The organism is Paenibacillus sp. IHBB 10380, from assembly GCF_000949425.1.
Lineage (GTDB): Bacteria > Bacillota > Bacilli > Paenibacillales > Paenibacillaceae > Paenibacillus_AQ.
On the sequence record NZ_CP010976.1, the window covers coordinates 403146 to 419457 of the forward strand.

General features: G+C 41.1%; 17 protein-coding genes and 1 riboswitch. Of the genes, 9 read left to right on the top strand and 8 right to left on the bottom strand.

What is annotated here, in order from left to right; all coding sequences use genetic code 11:
- Positions 1-23 precede the first annotated feature (23 nt).
- The 7 genes from UB51_RS01570 to UB51_RS01600 all read right to left on the bottom strand — a co-directional run bounded on the left by UB51_RS01570 (position 24) and on the right by UB51_RS01600 (position 5211).
- The gene (locus UB51_RS01570; protein WP_044875772.1) at positions 24-1259 is read right to left on the bottom strand and encodes an MFS transporter; all 1236 of its coding nucleotides are present in this window, start codon (positions 1257-1259) and stop codon (positions 24-26) included.
- A gap of 84 nt (positions 1260-1343) precedes the next feature.
- Entirely contained in the window at positions 1344-1841 is a 498-nt protein-coding gene (gene queF, locus UB51_RS01575) for a preQ(1) synthase (RefSeq protein WP_044875773.1), read from the bottom strand.
- Positions 1842-1890: 49 nt separating this feature from the next.
- Positions 1891-2637 carry a 7-carboxy-7-deazaguanine synthase QueE gene (gene queE / locus UB51_RS01580; RefSeq protein WP_044875774.1) on the bottom strand — a complete coding sequence of 249 codons (747 nt, stop codon included), beginning with the start codon at positions 2635-2637 and terminating at the stop codon, positions 1891-1893.
- A complete protein-coding gene (queD, locus tag UB51_RS01585) occupies positions 2637-3122 on the bottom strand; it encodes a 6-carboxytetrahydropterin synthase QueD (RefSeq protein WP_044875775.1) in 486 nt (161 codons plus the stop codon). The genes queE and queD overlap by 1 nt, the downstream gene beginning before the upstream one ends.
- Entirely contained in the window at positions 3122-3805 is a 684-nt protein-coding gene (gene queC / locus UB51_RS01590) for a 7-cyano-7-deazaguanine synthase QueC (protein ID WP_044875776.1), read from the bottom strand. Before queC ends, queD begins: the two co-directional genes overlap by 1 nt.
- A 101-nt stretch (positions 3806-3906) precedes the next feature.
- Positions 3907-3944, bottom strand: a riboswitch (PreQ1 riboswitch).
- A gap of 119 nt (positions 3945-4063) precedes the next feature.
- Positions 4064-4768, bottom strand: coding sequence for an AIM24 family protein (locus tag UB51_RS01595; protein WP_044875777.1), 705 nt, complete (start codon positions 4766-4768; stop codon positions 4064-4066).
- A gap of 23 nt (positions 4769-4791) precedes the next feature.
- Positions 4792-5211 (bottom strand): hypothetical protein, encoded by a 420-nt coding sequence (locus tag UB51_RS01600; protein WP_044875778.1) that lies wholly within the window; start codon positions 5209-5211, stop codon positions 4792-4794.
- 685 nt (positions 5212-5896) lie between these two features.
- Between UB51_RS01600 and UB51_RS01605 the strand changes: the two genes are divergently transcribed.
- From UB51_RS01605 to UB51_RS01630, 6 genes are all read left to right on the top strand, one after another.
- A complete protein-coding gene (locus tag UB51_RS01605; protein ID WP_044875779.1) occupies positions 5897-6577 on the top strand; it encodes a hypothetical protein in 681 nt (226 codons plus the stop codon).
- Between the two features lie 178 nt (positions 6578-6755).
- Complete coding sequence (locus tag UB51_RS01610; protein WP_044875780.1) at positions 6756-7169, top strand: helix-turn-helix transcriptional regulator; 414 nt, start codon at positions 6756-6758, stop codon at positions 7167-7169.
- A 201-nt stretch (positions 7170-7370) separates the two neighbouring features.
- Positions 7371-9428 (top strand): peptidoglycan D,D-transpeptidase FtsI family protein, encoded by a 2058-nt coding sequence (locus UB51_RS01615; RefSeq protein ID WP_044875781.1) that lies wholly within the window; start codon positions 7371-7373, stop codon positions 9426-9428.
- Positions 9429-9487: 59 nt separating this feature from the next.
- A complete protein-coding gene (locus tag UB51_RS01620) occupies positions 9488-10231 on the top strand; it encodes a Cof-type HAD-IIB family hydrolase (RefSeq protein WP_082062991.1) in 744 nt (247 codons plus the stop codon).
- Positions 10232-10244: 13 nt separating this feature from the next.
- On the top strand, positions 10245-10730 hold the full coding sequence (locus tag UB51_RS01625) for a DUF456 domain-containing protein (protein WP_044875783.1): 486 nt from the start codon (positions 10245-10247) through the stop codon (positions 10728-10730).
- A 68-nt stretch (positions 10731-10798) separates the two neighbouring features.
- Positions 10799-12445 carry a putative polysaccharide biosynthesis protein gene (locus tag UB51_RS01630; RefSeq protein ID WP_044875784.1) on the top strand — a complete coding sequence of 549 codons (1647 nt, stop codon included), beginning with the start codon at positions 10799-10801 and terminating at the stop codon, positions 12443-12445.
- Positions 12446-12455: 10 nt separating this feature from the next.
- On the opposite strand, the gene UB51_RS01635 is transcribed toward UB51_RS01630, so the two are convergent.
- Positions 12456-13799 carry a DUF2515 family protein gene (locus UB51_RS01635; protein WP_044875785.1) on the bottom strand — a complete coding sequence of 448 codons (1344 nt, stop codon included), beginning with the start codon at positions 13797-13799 and terminating at the stop codon, positions 12456-12458.
- Positions 13800-13932: 133 nt separating this feature from the next.
- On the opposite strand from UB51_RS01635, the gene UB51_RS01640 reads away from it, so the two are divergent.
- The 3 genes from UB51_RS01640 to UB51_RS01650 all read left to right on the top strand — a co-directional run bounded on the left by UB51_RS01640 (position 13933) and on the right by UB51_RS01650 (position 16240).
- Positions 13933-14277 carry a thioredoxin family protein gene (locus UB51_RS01640; RefSeq protein ID WP_044875786.1) on the top strand — a complete coding sequence of 115 codons (345 nt, stop codon included), beginning with the start codon at positions 13933-13935 and terminating at the stop codon, positions 14275-14277.
- A 143-nt stretch (positions 14278-14420) separates the two neighbouring features.
- Entirely contained in the window at positions 14421-15362 is a 942-nt protein-coding gene (locus UB51_RS01645; RefSeq protein ID WP_044875787.1) for a COX15/CtaA family protein, read from the top strand.
- Between the two features lie 140 nt (positions 15363-15502).
- The gene (locus UB51_RS01650; RefSeq protein WP_044875788.1) at positions 15503-16240 is read left to right on the top strand and encodes a Cthe_2314 family HEPN domain-containing protein; all 738 of its coding nucleotides are present in this window, start codon (positions 15503-15505) and stop codon (positions 16238-16240) included.
- The last annotated feature ends 72 nt before the right edge of the window (positions 16241-16312 follow it).

A 16312-nucleotide genomic window follows, 5' to 3' on the forward strand; every position in this document is an offset into this window, starting at 1 on the left:
TGCATTTATTTATACGTAAAGGTTCAATCCTGTGATGACCACTGTTTTAACTTGGAATCTGACGGAAGCAGATATGTCAGAATTCCTAGTAGGGGTAGAAAACTACACATTTGCATAACAGATGTGATTCCGATGGAGTCCATCCAGTTACCCAGAATAAGTGAACCTAAACCACCCATTCCGAAGGCCAGACCTGTAATAAGTCCTGATACAGTACCTATTTTGCCAGGAATAAGCATCTGTGCATATACGACTGTTACAGAGAAGCTAGAGAATATAACAAGGCCGATGAAAGCGAGTAGAACGCCTGTCCAGAACAGATTAGCATATGGAAGAAGTAGGGCTAATGGAGCTGCACAAATCATCGATGCGAATATCATATTTCTTTTGCCGAATCGGTCCGAGAGTGGCCCGCCTAAGAAGGTACCCACAGCGCCAGCAGCCAGAAACATAAAAATATAAATCTGTGAATCATGAACTGAAAGATGGAATACTTCCATTAAATAAAATGAATAATAGTTACTTACGGATGAAGCATACCACGAACGAACAAACACAAGTAGAATCAAGACGATGAGTGCATAAATTACTTTTTGTCGTACGTCAGGGTTCATCGTTCGAGTGTTTGTTTTCTTCTGATGATGGCCGTTTGTTAACGTGCGCCCATACCATCTAGCAATAACCATCTGGACAGCGATGCCTGCCGCTGCTACACCCGTGAACCATATCGCTCCAAATTGACCAAGTGGAATAAAGATCCACATGGTCAGCATAGGGGCAAGGGATTGCCCTGCATTGCCGCCTACCTGAAAGATGGATTGTGCAAGACCACGACGTGAGCCAGCAGCCATATGGGATACGCGTGAGCCTTCTGGGTGAAAAGCAGCTGAGCCGAGTCCCACGAAAATAACCGCGATTAGAACAGATGAATAGTTTGCAGCGTACGCAAGCAATAGCATGCCTGTGAAAGTAAATCCCATCCCGATCGGAAGTATTGCGGGTGTGGGTCTTTTATCTGAGAACCATCCCACTACAGGTTGCATAATAGATGCCGTGAAATTAATGGCGAACGAGATCATGCCAATCTGGGCAAAGGTAAGGTTCATCGATTGCTTCAGAATTGGAAAGATAGCTGGTATGACGGATTGAATGGAATCATTAAATAAGTGTACTAAACTAATGGCAATCAATATCCAAAATATGGTTGGATGATTATTATCTTCAGGGCTTGGTTGTAACTTCGCACCTGCTTTGGGGATGGATAGGCTCAGATAGGTGACCTCCTAGGGCATGCAAATTTCAAATTATGAACTAAGAATATGAGGGTTCGTCTTTAGTTCATTTTATCTATTATCTACGGTTTCGGGGTACATGTCATGATTCATCAGTCTATGTTGCGCCATAGCTTCGTATTTCGTATTTTCCTGACCATAGTTACAGTAGGGATCAATAGATATACCACCACGTGGTGTGAATTTGCCCCATACTTCAATATATTTAGGGTCCATTAACTTAATAAGGTCATTCATGATAATATTCATACAATCTTCGTGGAAATCTCCATGATTACGGAAGCTAAAAAGGTATAACTTCAGAGACTTACTTTCAACCATATGAATATTAGGAATGTAACTAATATAGATTGTAGCAAAGTCCGGCTGACCTGTGATCGGACAAAGACTAGTGAATTCAGGACAATTAAACTTAACGAAGTAATCTCGGTAGGGATGCTTGTTCTCGAAGCTCTCTAGAATCTCGGGGTCATATTCAAAAGAGTACTTCGTTCCTTGATTCCCGAGAAGAGTAATATCTTTCATTTCATCTTGTTGTCTTCCAGACATGTTCATTCTCCTTTTGTCGCTATTAATCATAGCCAAATGATATTTTATTTTATACACCTCGTTTATTTCCCCACACTAACGTATGAAGCTGAGGAAGCACTCGAACGTTATTAAGAATAGTCGACTCCATGACCTGTTCAATTAACCACTCATAACGTTGCAATAGAAACGAGGTGTGGTCCGTTATATCCATCGTATGCACGTCTGGATTTCCAATCTGGAGGAATAAAGGAACAGTAGGATAACGTAAATGGATCTTCTCAGAGTAGTTCAAATCAATGGCATCAAAGATAACGACTTTTAGACTGTGTGTAAAAGGAGCAGGACGTTGCTCTAGACGCTCCAATATATAATCAAGCTTCTCCCAATCCGTGCTCATGCCAGAGCTTGGAGGCTTAGGAGACAAAGTGACCTCATCAATATCCAATAGCCAATCTTGCCATTTAGAGCCTTGCGTCTCTACTGCAACCGTAATATGGTGCAAATGAAGTAAGTCTATCAGTGAACCTAATTGAGGAAGTAGGGCGGGGTTGCCACCTGATAGAGTTACATGAGAGAATCGTTGCCCCCCAATATCGGATAGTTTCGTCCATATGTCCTCCGGCTGCATGGCTTGGATCTGGTCAACACCACTACCGTCCCAAGTAAAGGCTGAGTCGCACCACGAGCAGCGATACTCGCAGCCCGCCGTACGAATAAACATGGTCTTGGTCCCAATGACCATGCCCTCACCCTGAACGGTGGGGCCGAATATTTCCATAACCGGAATAGGAGGAGATGACTTGCCCTTACTCATTAAATCATCCACTCCCGTCTAGCCTCAGCATAGCTGGTTGGTGTCTCATACAATCTTACGAATTCTGTACGTGTTGTGGCTTCTGAGGTCTGATGTATTCTAGTACTCAGGGCCATCTCTAATTGTTCAAATAGCCATACGACCATATTTTCAGCTGTAGTGTTCATCTTCGGTAAAGTTTCATTCAAATAGCGGTGATCTAGATAGGGTTCAATAGACTCTTTCCAGATCGTTTTGATATCTCCGAAATCCACGGTAATCCCCACGTCATCAGGGACACCGCTAATACCGAAGACGGCTTTATACGTGTGTCCATGTAAGTTTTTACATTTGCCCTCATACGCATGTAAGTGATGAGCAGCGTCGAATGTGAACTCTTTGCACACGAGTACTCTTTTACGATGATAACGTAGCTCTTGATGATCTATATCCTCACCTAATCGCTGCAGTTGGTCAACAATGCGAAATTCCCCTGGAGTTCGCATCATGACTGTACCTTGCCTTGCAACGGGGAGGAGTTTCGCTCGGCAGAATACTGCTCAAGACCAGCCTTCCGAAGCTTGCATGCGGGGCATTCTCCACATCCATCGCCAATGATGCCGTTATAGCAAGTTAGTGTACGTTCCTGTACATACTCAAAGGCCCCTAACTCATCAGCCATTTTCCACGTCTCAGCCTTATTTAGCCACATTAGAGGAGTGTGGATGACAAAATTATAATCCATGGATAGATTAAGTGAGACATTCATCGACTTGATGAATACATCCCGGCAATCAGGATAGCCACTAAAGTCTGTTTCACATACACCTGTAATAAGATGTCTGGCACCTAATTGTTTCGCGAGAACTGCGGCAAAACTAAGGAATAGTAAGTTACGACCCTCTACGAAGGTGTTAGGAAGCTCTCCTTCTTCGTGTGAAATTTCTTGGTCGCTACGAGTGAGTGCATTAGGAGCAAGCTGATTCAGGAGACTCATATCGAGAATCGTCTGTTTGACACCCAGATCCGCGGCTATACTTGCCGCACATTCAATTTCTAGCTTATGACGTTGTCCATAATCGAACGTCACTACCTCTACCTCAGTAAAGTGTTGTTTTGCCCAGAATAGGCATGTGGTGCTGTCTTGACCACCGCTAAATACGACGACTGCTTTTTCGTTTGTAAACATAAAAAAACCTCCCTATCTTCTTTAGATTCTTAGAAGAGAGAAAGATTCATGAACTAGTTTCCAACTCAAAAACAATCCTTACCCGTAATGAAATAAGGAAAATAGTTTTTTATAGAGGGAGTTCGCGAACCTCTCCCATGCATGTATGCATGGATCATCTTCAATTGTTTCAAATCCACATAAAGTGCGTGTTCAAAAAGTTGACTTTTTGAACAACCTCTTATGGGATGTTGAACGAGATTCATTATAACATGAACATTATTTAATAAACACACCTCCGAAGGGAATCACTTCTCTAAGGATGCGTTTGATGACGCCTTCATTCTCCATTTCCTTCTCTAGCTTGTGATTCTGCCTTCCCGCTTGATATAGGACAGTACCAAGTCCAGTCATCTTCCAATGATAGCTCATGTATTGGCTAGCTAGGGTGTTCCCATAGACTGTAAGTTCCAGCTTTGCATTCTCAGGATAGGCAACGAGGCTGCCAGCATCTACATACAGAGGCTCAGTAGGATGAAGCTCAGTTTCACATACGGGTCCTTGTGTTAGGATACCAACTGTTCCTGTACCCGCGAATTTCACTTTGACAGCATCACGTGTGATAAACATATTTTTAATTCGTAAAAGTCTAGTCTGCATCGTGATGTCATGACTATAGAAAAAAAGACTACGGAAATCATAGAGCAGATCACTTCCCTCTTTCAGTTCGACAGATTTCATAGCAAAACCAGGAGGTAAAGCTGCAACAAATTGGCAAGGGCCTGTCATGTCGGCTTGAATCAGTCTACGTTTACGAAATATCCCTTTCACGTTCATGAAGCGATCACTACGACCATCGGAGGGACCACGATAGGATACAATCTGTTCAGGATGGAGTAAATGGAGCTGTTCTTGATCTCTAAGAGAGAAGGTCACAGCTTGTCCGATTCCACCATCGTTGTGATTATTTGTCTGGATCTTCATTTATACCGTGCCCCCTGAAATTACTATTTATTAGATCTTTGCATGATGAATCTTAGGGTACGTATAAGAATGAAGTAACCTATGAATAATGCAATCGCCCAGATAATAACGACTTTGATTTGTTGTGTACGGCTTTGCTTTGAACTTTCAGCATCCTGTAATAATGTAATGGTCTCTGTAAGCTGACGATTCTGCTCCATCAGACTTATTTGTTGTTCTTGGTAATTCTTGATATTTACTCTTGCTTCTTCGAGTTCATTAAGGGTTTGTTGGTAGTTCTCCTTCAGTTTATTCACTTCACTGGGAATTTCTGAGAGCTGCTCAACTCCATTATAGAAATCAGTAAAATAATTAGCGTGAGCTGTGGGTGACAAGAATAGAAGACAGCCAGACAAGAGTACAAGGAAGAAAGAATAGATGATACGTATTTGATCATTCTTCATATTAATCACCGCCTAAAGTTTGTAAAGGATTGATGTGGGTTATATGTATCAATACACTACTTAAAGGACTACGAAAAGGATGCAAAATTCTGAAAAAAATATATATAAATATTCATTACTGTTAATGGCGAGCCGGTAGGAAACGGACTCTTAATCGATAAAATTACACTTATCTACCTATCAAGATGGAAGGTGAATCTTCCATTGATGCAGAGAGACAACGGAGTTATCGTAAATTTCAATCTAATCTAGGATGTAGAATGAGTCCCACACGTGAGTGGGGCTTTTTTTATGTAAGAAAATGTTTAGTGTGAGTTCAAGTTCGATTCTTTCCATTATACTAAAATAACATAGTTATGGCTTTGACTCTATTGCATAAAATGTAAAAAAATGTCGGATAAATCTATAAAAAAATAGCTGAGATGTGAGGATAATATGATATTTTGTAGTCAATAAGGTTAAAGCTTAATAGAAGATTCTTCTCATCAATGTATGTTCTGCAACTTGTAATGTAGATGGTCATAGAAAGTACATATATAACAATATATCTTCAGATGAGCCGGTTCGCTAATATGCGACCGTTTTTTTTCTATATTTTACAAAAAACGACACGAGAACGTACGTTCCCTGACAATCAGTTGTCAATTTATATTGGTACATTAAGTATATGAGAGGGGTAAAAAATATGAAAATGGGGATTGAAGCAAGCTATTCTTGGAACCATGAGCACATATTTGCCAGAGGTGCCGACAAAATATACTTATTAGTCCAATGGTATGCGGGGATGTTACCAACAACAAGAAGAAGATCCACACCTAAGCTACTAGCTCGTGACGTTGAACTATACTTATGGCTTGAACCATATATAAAAATTGAACGTATCTATGGATGTGAGGATGTGAAAGGATCTCAGCAGTTATTAATCATTCCGCTGGGGCATCTTTATAATGGTATAAAGCAGAGCTTAATTGTAGAGTGTACTCTTCTACCATCTCAAACAGCAGGTGTGAAGCATGTGCTTTCTGCACAATGGAGATATAAGGAGGGAAATAGAGGAAGAGCTAAGCAACTTTCAGTCGAAAAAATTAATATCCACTACACCTACGATCTAGGTCGTATCCGGAGTGTTGGAGATATTAATGTAGAGAAGCATATTAAATTACTTAAAACCCCGACAGTGGTAAAGGAGGCAATTAAATGGTTTGAATCTGGAGATGTGGATCAAGGTGAATATATATTAAGGAGAAAGGGAGATGAATTGCTATTGTTTGCAATTCATTCGGGAGATCCCAAGCTTATTGAAGAAGCTGAGATGCTGTATCGATTAAGTAAGCATTACGCCGATACATACCGAGGATTTTCATGAGAGTGAAATTAAATATCGGGACTATACTATCATTTTTTTAGTATTTCATGTATAAACATAGCTAAATAGTTCCATATAATACCAAGATTTTAGAAGGGTAATATACCTAGAAAGTCGAATGGACTAGTTGCGCAACATTTAATGAGTCTATTTTACTACAAAAGCTAGGGGAGTTTATATGACTGACAGGCTAATCCGCTTAATGCGTATCATTACGTTAATTCAAGCGAGGCCTGGTATTCTTACCAGGGAACTTGCGGAGCGTTGTGGAACTTCAGAACGTACCATTTATAGGGATATGGTCGCGCTTAGTGCAATGCATATTCCTATTATTCATAAGGGGCATGGAAAGGGGTATATGTTCATAGGCAACTTTGCTCTATATCCGTTAGATTGGACGGATGAAGAGATGCAGGCCTTCTCTAAATTGAATACAGTGATGGATCAGATCACACCCTTACTTCCCGTTGAATTTCAAAGTGCCTATGAGAAAGTCATGGCAGCTAACTATAAGTACAGGACGGACAGAGCTGAATTGGTGCAACAGTTAAGTGATACGCATGGTATTGTGGTAAATGATGAACGTTTGTGATCTATAATTTGACGGTTCTCAGCTAAATAACGTACACATTTTTTAAGCCAAAATCCCTAACGGTGATTTTGGCTATTTTTTTGTGGGATAGTACAAGCGGAGGCAGTTTAATGTAGGTAGCTTTTTTTTATGATAGAATAGTAAAGGCGATCATGGAACCTGTGATCATGAACGCGACTAACTATACAAGGAGGAGAATCAGTGAGTGATTACGTACCAGATCGATCGCAGCAAGAATCTTCAAAAGACAAGAACAGCTTTAACTTGCGGATCAATCTATTTTTCTTTAGTACATTCCTCATATTTTGTGTCATTATCGTACGTCTGGCGATTCTGCAGTTCGTAGAGGGACCAACACTCACGGGCGAAGAAACAAGAAGAGATGTTAAAAATGTACCGCTTAATCCAATAAGAGGAACCATATTCGACGCAACGGGAAAGGTGAAGTTAGCTTATTCCACCCCGACGCAGTCCTTATATATTACGTTACAGAAAAACTATAGCGATAAATTGGATGATAATGGTAAAAAAGTTAAAAGTAAAAACTATCCCGAATTAGAAAAGATAGCAGAAGATATCGTAGCTGTTTTTGATCAACATGGTGAATTTGGTAGTACACGATTAACAAAAGAAGATGTTCTGGATGCTATGGATATCAATTACAGAAAATATCAAGGATACGTCCCTCGGCGAATTAAGATGGATGTTACGGAGAATGAAGTTGCATATTTCATGGAACACAAAACGGATTTCCCAGGTATAGAAATTGTGGAGGAGAATATTCGTCATTATGATGCGGATACAGTTGCTGTACAGACCGTGGGATATATTAAAGATTTCAAAAGATCTAAGACACTGAAAAAATATGAGACAATTAGTGCAGATATCCAGAGTGGCAAGGAGCTAGATCCAGGTCTGATCTACACTGAGCCTGAGTTTGTAGGTTTTGATGGCTTAGAGCTGATGTTTCAAGACGAGTTACGTGGTAAAAGTGGATATAGAAAAGTTCCTGTCGATCCAAGGAATATGCCTGAAGGTGTAGATGAAATTGTTGCACCGGAGAAGGGGAATGACATCTATTCCACTATTAATAAAGAGGTACAGGTAAAGACAGAAGCTGCCATTATGGATCAATTGAACTGGTTGCATCGTAACCCCGTTTCTGGGAAGCTTCATCCAGATGCAACTACGGGCTTTGCTGTAGCGATGGAAGTGAAGACAGGTAATGTCGTTGCCATGGCTAGTATGCCTGATTATGATACGAATCTTTGGAGTTCAGGAACGATAGCCTCGAAGGATTGGACCAACAAGGTTGAATTCATCTATCAGAATGGGACCATTCGTGCTTTTAATCCAGGTAAGAGTGGTGCCCATCCAGAGTCCGTGGTTCTTTTAGGTTCTACGATTAAGCCACTTAGCGTATTGATTGGTTTGAATGAAGGACTGTTCACAACGAATACCTATTACAATGACACGGGCGCAGCTTATTTTGGTAAGGAAGGTCATCAGGCAAGGGTTCGTAACTCGGGTGGGCATGTATATGGTTCTATGGACCCTGCAAGAGCAATTGAGAAGTCTTCTAATGCATTTATGGTGGATAAAGTGGGGATACCACTGAATAATAAATACGGATCTAAAGTGATTGAAGTATGGGATGGATATATGAAGGATTTCGGTCTCGGAGTGGTTACGGGAAGTGGGCTTCCTGGAGAACAGAGCGGAATACGTGAGTATACGAACGAGATTGAAAGTACGCAGTCTAGAATGGCGTATGCATCTTTTGGTCAAGGAGGTAAGTATACGACACTTCAGCTCGCGCAATTCACAGCGATGCTGGCTAATGAAGGGAAGCGTATGAAGCCCCAGCTTGTTAGTGAGATTAAAGATAGTAATGGTAAGGTAGTGAAGACGTTCGAGCCAGAAGTGCTTAATACGGTGAATTTCCCTAAAGCCTACTGGGATGAAATCCACCGCGGCATGAAGAGTGATGTATCCGCTTTTGGCGACTTCCCTTATTCGTTTGCCCGGAAGACGGGTACCTCAACGCAGGATGTTGGCCCCAAGAAAGTGGATAACGGCGTATTCATCGCTTACGCGCCACGTGATAATCCGGTATTGGCCGTCGCGGTCATGATTCCGGAAGGCGGATTCGGTTCGCAAAGCGCCGCGCCGATTGCACGGAAAATATTCGATGCGTACGACGAGGTTTATGGATTAGATGGAACACCTCATCCTAAGACAGATACTACAGTTGACTAAGCAGAATAACGTCAGCTTACAGGGTACGATTTAGGTGAGCATATGATAGGAGGATAATGATGAGTAACCAATACAAATTGTTAGCGTTAGATATGGATGGCACTTTACTTAGAGATGATGAAGAGATTTCACCCGAGACAGTGAAATGGATTAAGAAAGCTGTAGAACATGGCATACATGTCTGCTTGTCTACCGGGCGAGGGTTTGCCGGTGCTTTACCTTATGGTGAACAGCTAGGCCTTTCTACACCTATGGTTACTGTGAATGGAAGTGAAGTATGGAAGGCACCACATGATCTTTATCGTCGTTCTTATATGGATGTACAATTAGTTAAGGATATGTACGAGATTGGAATGAGAAAGAATTCGTGGTTCTGGGCTTATTCTGTGGATACAGTCTATAACAAGGAACATTGGATACAGAAGCCTATTGAAGACGAGCAGTGGCTGAAGTTCGGTTATCATATAGAGGATCATGACGTTCGTCATGAAATATTGATGGAACTACAGAACTTGGGTGGACTTGAGATTACTAATTCTTCACCGTTTAATTTAGAGATTAACCCGCAAGGGGTGAATAAGGCAACAGGGATTCTAGAAGTATGCCGATTACTTGGGATTGAAATGTCTGAAGTGATCGCTGTGGGGGATAGCATGAATGACCTCGCTGTCATTCAGCAAGCGGGTCTTGGTGTGGCTATGGGGAATGCACAGCAGGTCGTGAAGGATGAGGCGGATGTGGTGGTTGCAACGAATAACGAAGATGGAATTGTAGAAGTCATCCAGAAGTATATTTTTGGATAGGAGTTGGGTTTGAGTGACAATACTTGGATGGATTCTCATCATTGCTTTGTTTGGAGTAGGAATGGCGGGTGCGGTGTTCCCGGTTCTTCCGGGGGCATTAGCCATTTATTTAGCCTTTTTTGTATATGGTTGGTTTTTTGGCTTTGGTGCCTTCGGAGCATGGTTCTGGATCATTCAAACATTAATTGTCGTAGTTCTTTTTGTAGCTGATTATATCGTAGGTGCATGGGGAACTAAGAAATTTGGTGGTTCTCGTCTATCTGTCATTCTAAGTACGATTGGTGTCATTATCGGTCCCTTTGCCATACCAGCCTTCGGTCTTATTATTGGACCGTTTATTGGAGCTTTGGTTGGGGAATTGATATCGGGCTCATCGTTATCGAAGTCGGCAAAAGTAGGCTGGGGATCCTTGGTGGGTTTATTTAGCAGCATGGTTGTGAAGGTTATTTTACAGATCGCTATGATCGTTGTTTTCTTTATTTGGATCGGTAGGTACTAACCTATGAATAGTAATTAAAGTATGTCTTACATGCGCTCTGCTGGTTGATGGAAAGAAGGGGAAGAGGTTTGGCGAAGAAGGAATCTTTTATTAAAGGAACACTTATTCTGACAGCGGCTGCTTTAGTTGCTCGTGTGCTGGGGCTTGCACAACGGGTTCCATTGGAGCATATGCTTGGAAGTGTAGGTAATGCTTCATTCGGTATTGCTAATACCGTCTATTTAATGTTATTAACAGTGGCAACAGCAGGTATCCCTAGTACACTTAGTAAAATGGTGTCGGAACGTTATGCATTAAATAGACCGGGTGAGGCTCAGCGGGTCTATCATGCGGCTTTACTATTTGCTGCGATGGCAGGGGTTATTATGACACTGTTGGTGTATTTTGGCGCTCCTTATTATGCAACATATGTAGCGAAAGTACCGGAATCTGCATTAGCTATCCGTGCGCTTGCGCCAGCCTTACTATTATTCCCGACTATTGCCATGATGCGTGGCTATTTCCAAGGTCGCAACAACATGGCAGCTGGCGGTATTTCACAAATCGTTGAACAGTTTGCTCGTGTGGGTACGGGGCTTATTTTGGCATTCGTATTACTGAATATGGGCTATAATGATAGCTGGGCGGCCGCTGGAGCTTCATTCGGTGGGGTGTTAGGAAGTATCGGAGCGTTTGGGGTTATGTTGTACTATACGGTCAAAATGCGTAAGCAGGACAAGGTTGCTCTACTTCAAAGTGGGCCCGATGCAGCATTACCACTGCTGAGGATCTACAAAGATATTTTTACGTTATCTATACCGATCGTTCTGTCCTCACTGGCCGTGCCAGTAGTCAATTTTATTGATTCTTCCATTATTAAAGGCTTACTAATTCCTCAAACGGGTGAATCCCAAGCCACATATCTGTTAGGTATTTTGACTAGTCGTGCGCAGAGTATCGCAGGTATTCCACCAATTCTGGCAATTGCGCTAAGTACATCACTAATACCGATTATTTCTGCTGCTTTTGCACGACGGGATGAGGAATATCTGAAACAACAGGTTACGTTAGCGATGCGGATCGCTATTCTAACTGGCATGCCTATTGTCATCGCACTTTGTGTGGCATCTTATTCTGTAAATGGTCTTATATTTAGTAGTCTGGATAGTAGCGGAATTATTATGATACTTACATTCGGTACTATATTCCAAATTACAATGATGACATCCAACTCTATTCTGTTAGGGATAAGCAAAGCAAAAGTATCCATGGTGAATGTCATGATCGGGATTGTGGTGAAGTTTGGCGCCAGCTATTTACTAGCTCCGTTCTTTGGGATTTACGGCATTATCGCAGCAACAGGTCTTTGTTTCCTAGTGATCACTTTACTTAATTTGAGAACGTTGAAGAAGATTGTTCCTTTCTCCATTCTGGGATCACGTTGGGTAAGTTTCCTTGTCGCGGTGGTTGTATCGGGAGGAGTTGGGTTCGGCCTGAATCAAGCGGGTATTCAGCTTGTACATATTATGCCCGATAGATTAGCATTTCTAGTGACCTGTCTTATCGTTGGGGGAGCTGTTGTCGTTGTTTATTTGGTATTACTTATTGTCCTAGGCGTACTTAGAGAACAAGAACTAGCTAGTTATCCACGTATGCTTCGGAGAATATTTACTCCCCTTATGAAGTTACAACCTTCACGTCTGAGAACTCGTAAGCATGAAGTTGGATCAGAATAATGGGAGATGCTCATTTATTTATGCCCATGATATCATGAGCTAAGCTAATCTTTTGTATCGCATTACGATGATCATGACTCATTTCAATCAGAAGGGGTCTTGGAGGCTGAGTGATATATTGAGTCAGTTCTTCCTTATCCCTTAACCAATCGTAACGAGGAATAGGATCATACGGCATGTCGTACCATACATCATTTAGAATAGGGCTATAAATTCTCTTCTCAAGGGGTAGCCATTCGTACTTTAATAGCTCTGAACTCTCATGTAGAGAGTTTAGGGCTGTTTCTTTGTCCGTGGTAAACAATTGAGGCCAATACTCACTACGTGAACCTTGGTGTTCGGTGTGAAGAGCATATGTCGTTACTCTTTCTAGTACATCTTTGTAGCCAAACAAAAGACCATAAAGCGCTTTGCCAAGATTAATTCGTTCATCAATATCGGAGAAATTCTCAAGTACTAAACCTACTAATCCATATGTAGGTCCTGTATTTTGTCTAGTGTTATCGGGGTTATGTTCATCACGACTGCTTCTACCTAAGGGAAATAAAATTTGGTTGATATGGGCGAGATGCTGCATCCTATACTCAGAACTTTGAAAAATATTTTTTTGAAAATAGTTATGCTTTACCACACGCTCTTCGATATAATGCTGCTCATTAATTATGAGACCGACAGCTAAAAGCGCACTATTTCGATCAATCCAGAAATTATTCCAGAAGGGTGTCATGAAGGTTGAAATATGAAAGCTTGGTAAAAGGTGAAAACAGCTACTTCCGATTCGTTTACTGTGGATATAGAGCTGTAGTTGTGGATATGCATCTTGAAAGATAAGTGCATTACAGCGTTCTAACATTCGGTAAATGTCATCTCGAAGAGACGATGTCATCAAGTTCTTCATCAATTCCCCTTTGAGATCACTCATGTTCCAGCCTCCATTACGAGATACTAGATGAGCTAAAAGTGCCCAGTGAAGCTCGGGATATTGTTCATAGCATGCTAAATAAGCTTTCGTCCGTGTCATATTACTACGATTGGCCTGGGTGGTTGCATCACGAATTTGTTGTAGGATGGAGAAATCTTGCTCTGTTAAGGACTGGACGCTACTGTCTTTCTTGTATAAAGAATTGTCATGTGAACGATTGATATCGTCGGTTGCCCGTTGCACTTGCATACGAATGATATGGGCTGTCTGCTCATTCCATCTTAAGGATCTACGATGCTTATGAAATTGGCGGGATAATCGCCAGCAGGTGTATTTACCTTTTACCACTTCGGTTACATTCTTAGGGAATGTACTTACAAGGCTCATGATCTCAGTGAATCGGTGGGGATCCGTAGGATGCATATCAGGCATAATGATTTTCCTTTCTAGGTAGATTAGACTAACAGATTAGTTCCTACCCACAGTATGTGTTAAAAATTTGACTTCCACTCTCTATTTTGTTTCACTTAAATAAAATAAGAGAAACTAAAGAGGGTAGATCTTAATGGAGAAAGTAACTTCGAAAGCGGAGTTTGATGTATCTATTCAATCTTCAAGACTAACCGTAGCTTTATTCACAGCAGATTGGTGTTCTGATTGTAGATATATCCATCCGTTTATGCCTGAGGTTGAGAAGAAATTTACACACGAATTGACTCTTGTTGAGGTAGACGTAGATCAGGTTGGGAGCGTAAGTCAAGAACAGAACATTTTGGGAATTCCAAGTTTTGTTGCTTACACAGACGGAAGAGAATTAGTTCGGTTTGTGAACAAGCTTCGGAAGTCACAAGAGGAAATTGAGCAGTTCCTACAAACTGCTGTAGATGTGTATAACACAATTCACAAGTAAAAAAATCACGTCACTCCGCTGAGTGACGTGATTTTTTGTGAACATTTTGTCACAAAGGGACTATGGTAGAGTTATACTTATCAGGTATAATTGGAAAGTATTCTGTATATGTTATAACCAAAATTTGATCGCAGGTGAGATATTTGAGTGCTAAACAATTGAAATGGTTGAGTTATGCTACTTTTTTTGTTATGTTCTTTGCTACTGTAGGAGGAACGTTTGTTTCTAAAACGGGATCGGGTCTTGGGTGTGGTCATGAATTTCCACTGTGTCACGGGAAGTTTGTTCCAGCTCATACGGTGGAGTCGCTTATTGAGTATTCACACCGACTGGTCAGCGGAATGGCAGGGTTATTGGCCCTCGCTACTGTTATTGCATTCTGGCTGTATAACAAGCGTCGGGATCTAAGAGTATATGCTGTGATGACTTTAGTGTTCGTATTAGTGCAAGCTGTAATGGGTGCGCTCGCAGTAATCAAGGATCAATCATCTGCTATTAAGGCGCTTCATTTTGGATTTTCACTGATCGCTTTTGCCAGCTCATTAATGCTTGCACTAGGGATACGTAGATTTAGTAAATCCAAAGGTGATTTAGAACTTGTACTATTACCACGAGTAAGCATAGCTTTTAGGAATTTAACTTGGTTTACGACTATTTATTGTTACGTTGTAGTCTATGTTGGAGCTTACGTTAGTCATACCAATTCAGCAGGAGGTTGTTCAGGTTGGCCTCTTTGTAATGGCGAGGTGATTCCAGAATTAACCGGTGGAGTCGGAATTGCCTTCATTCACCGACTCGCTGCCCTATTGTTATTTATAATGATAGCTACGATGGCTCATTTCGCCTATCGTAAACATGAAGGTAATCGTGAGGTTCAGATGTTAGGTGTTGCAGCGGTATTACTGTGCTTAATGCAGGTATTCAGTGGTGCTGGAATCATCTTTGCTCTAGGAAACGGTGAGCTATATGTGTTTGCTGCTTTACTGCATAATCTGCTTGTTTCCTCCTTATTTGGAGTTCTTTGTTACCTTAGTGTAAGAGTATGGCAATTAAGCAAGCCTGCCGTCATTAACCGTACTCACTAGCCCATGATTTCCCTGTACTACATCAGAACCGCATGTGGCATTGTAAAGATGTGATATATCCAGCTATGATTGTTGGTAAACAGTTCTAGGAAGATTATTATATCGGATATCGGAGAATAAATAATCAGGGAGAGCTTGCCATGCTGCGTAAGTTACTTGTAGATTTATCCCATGAGGATAACAATCCGTTAATAGAAGATGCTAATCAAGCTATGTTACAGACCATCCAGTTGTTACAGGAGGAAATGAATGTTAGCGAAGACCCAACGCATGATCTACGTAAGATAGAGGTCTGGACACGAGGCCTTATCTTCTCACTTTCGGAGTTGGAGCAAAGTTACGTTGCTGCCGCCTTCTTTAGAAGATCTATTAAAATGGGATTCATGGATGATATGACAACTCAGGAACAAATGGACTACGCGCGATATGTTTATTTCTACAAGAATGGATTTATTCGTGTACTTTCTGTACTGGACAAGCTAGGCACAGTTTTGAATGAGCAATATAATTTACAGACAGCAAAGGTCAAAGCTCAATATTCGTATTTTTCAGTAATGCGACAACTTACCCTCTACAAGCAGCATAACTCTTTGAGTGAACAGCTATCAGAGATTAAGGATTATTATCGAGAGCCTATTAATATCTTGAGGAAACGCAGAAATGCAGAAATTCACTATATGAATACGGAGATGGAAGATGATCTCTGGCAACGGCACCAAGGACTTCACGACAAAATCGTGCTGGAAGATGTAGATAAACATTTATTGGAGTTGAAGCTAGGCATGGACATGATTTGCAAGTCTCTTTCTGCTGCTTACCATTATATTCATGATCAATGGCACAACAAAACATTAAATGCTAATTCTAATTCAACCTAACAGGTGAATTTTTCTTTTTGACAAACATCATAAAAGATTCTATACTAACAATACTTAATTTCATATCGTATT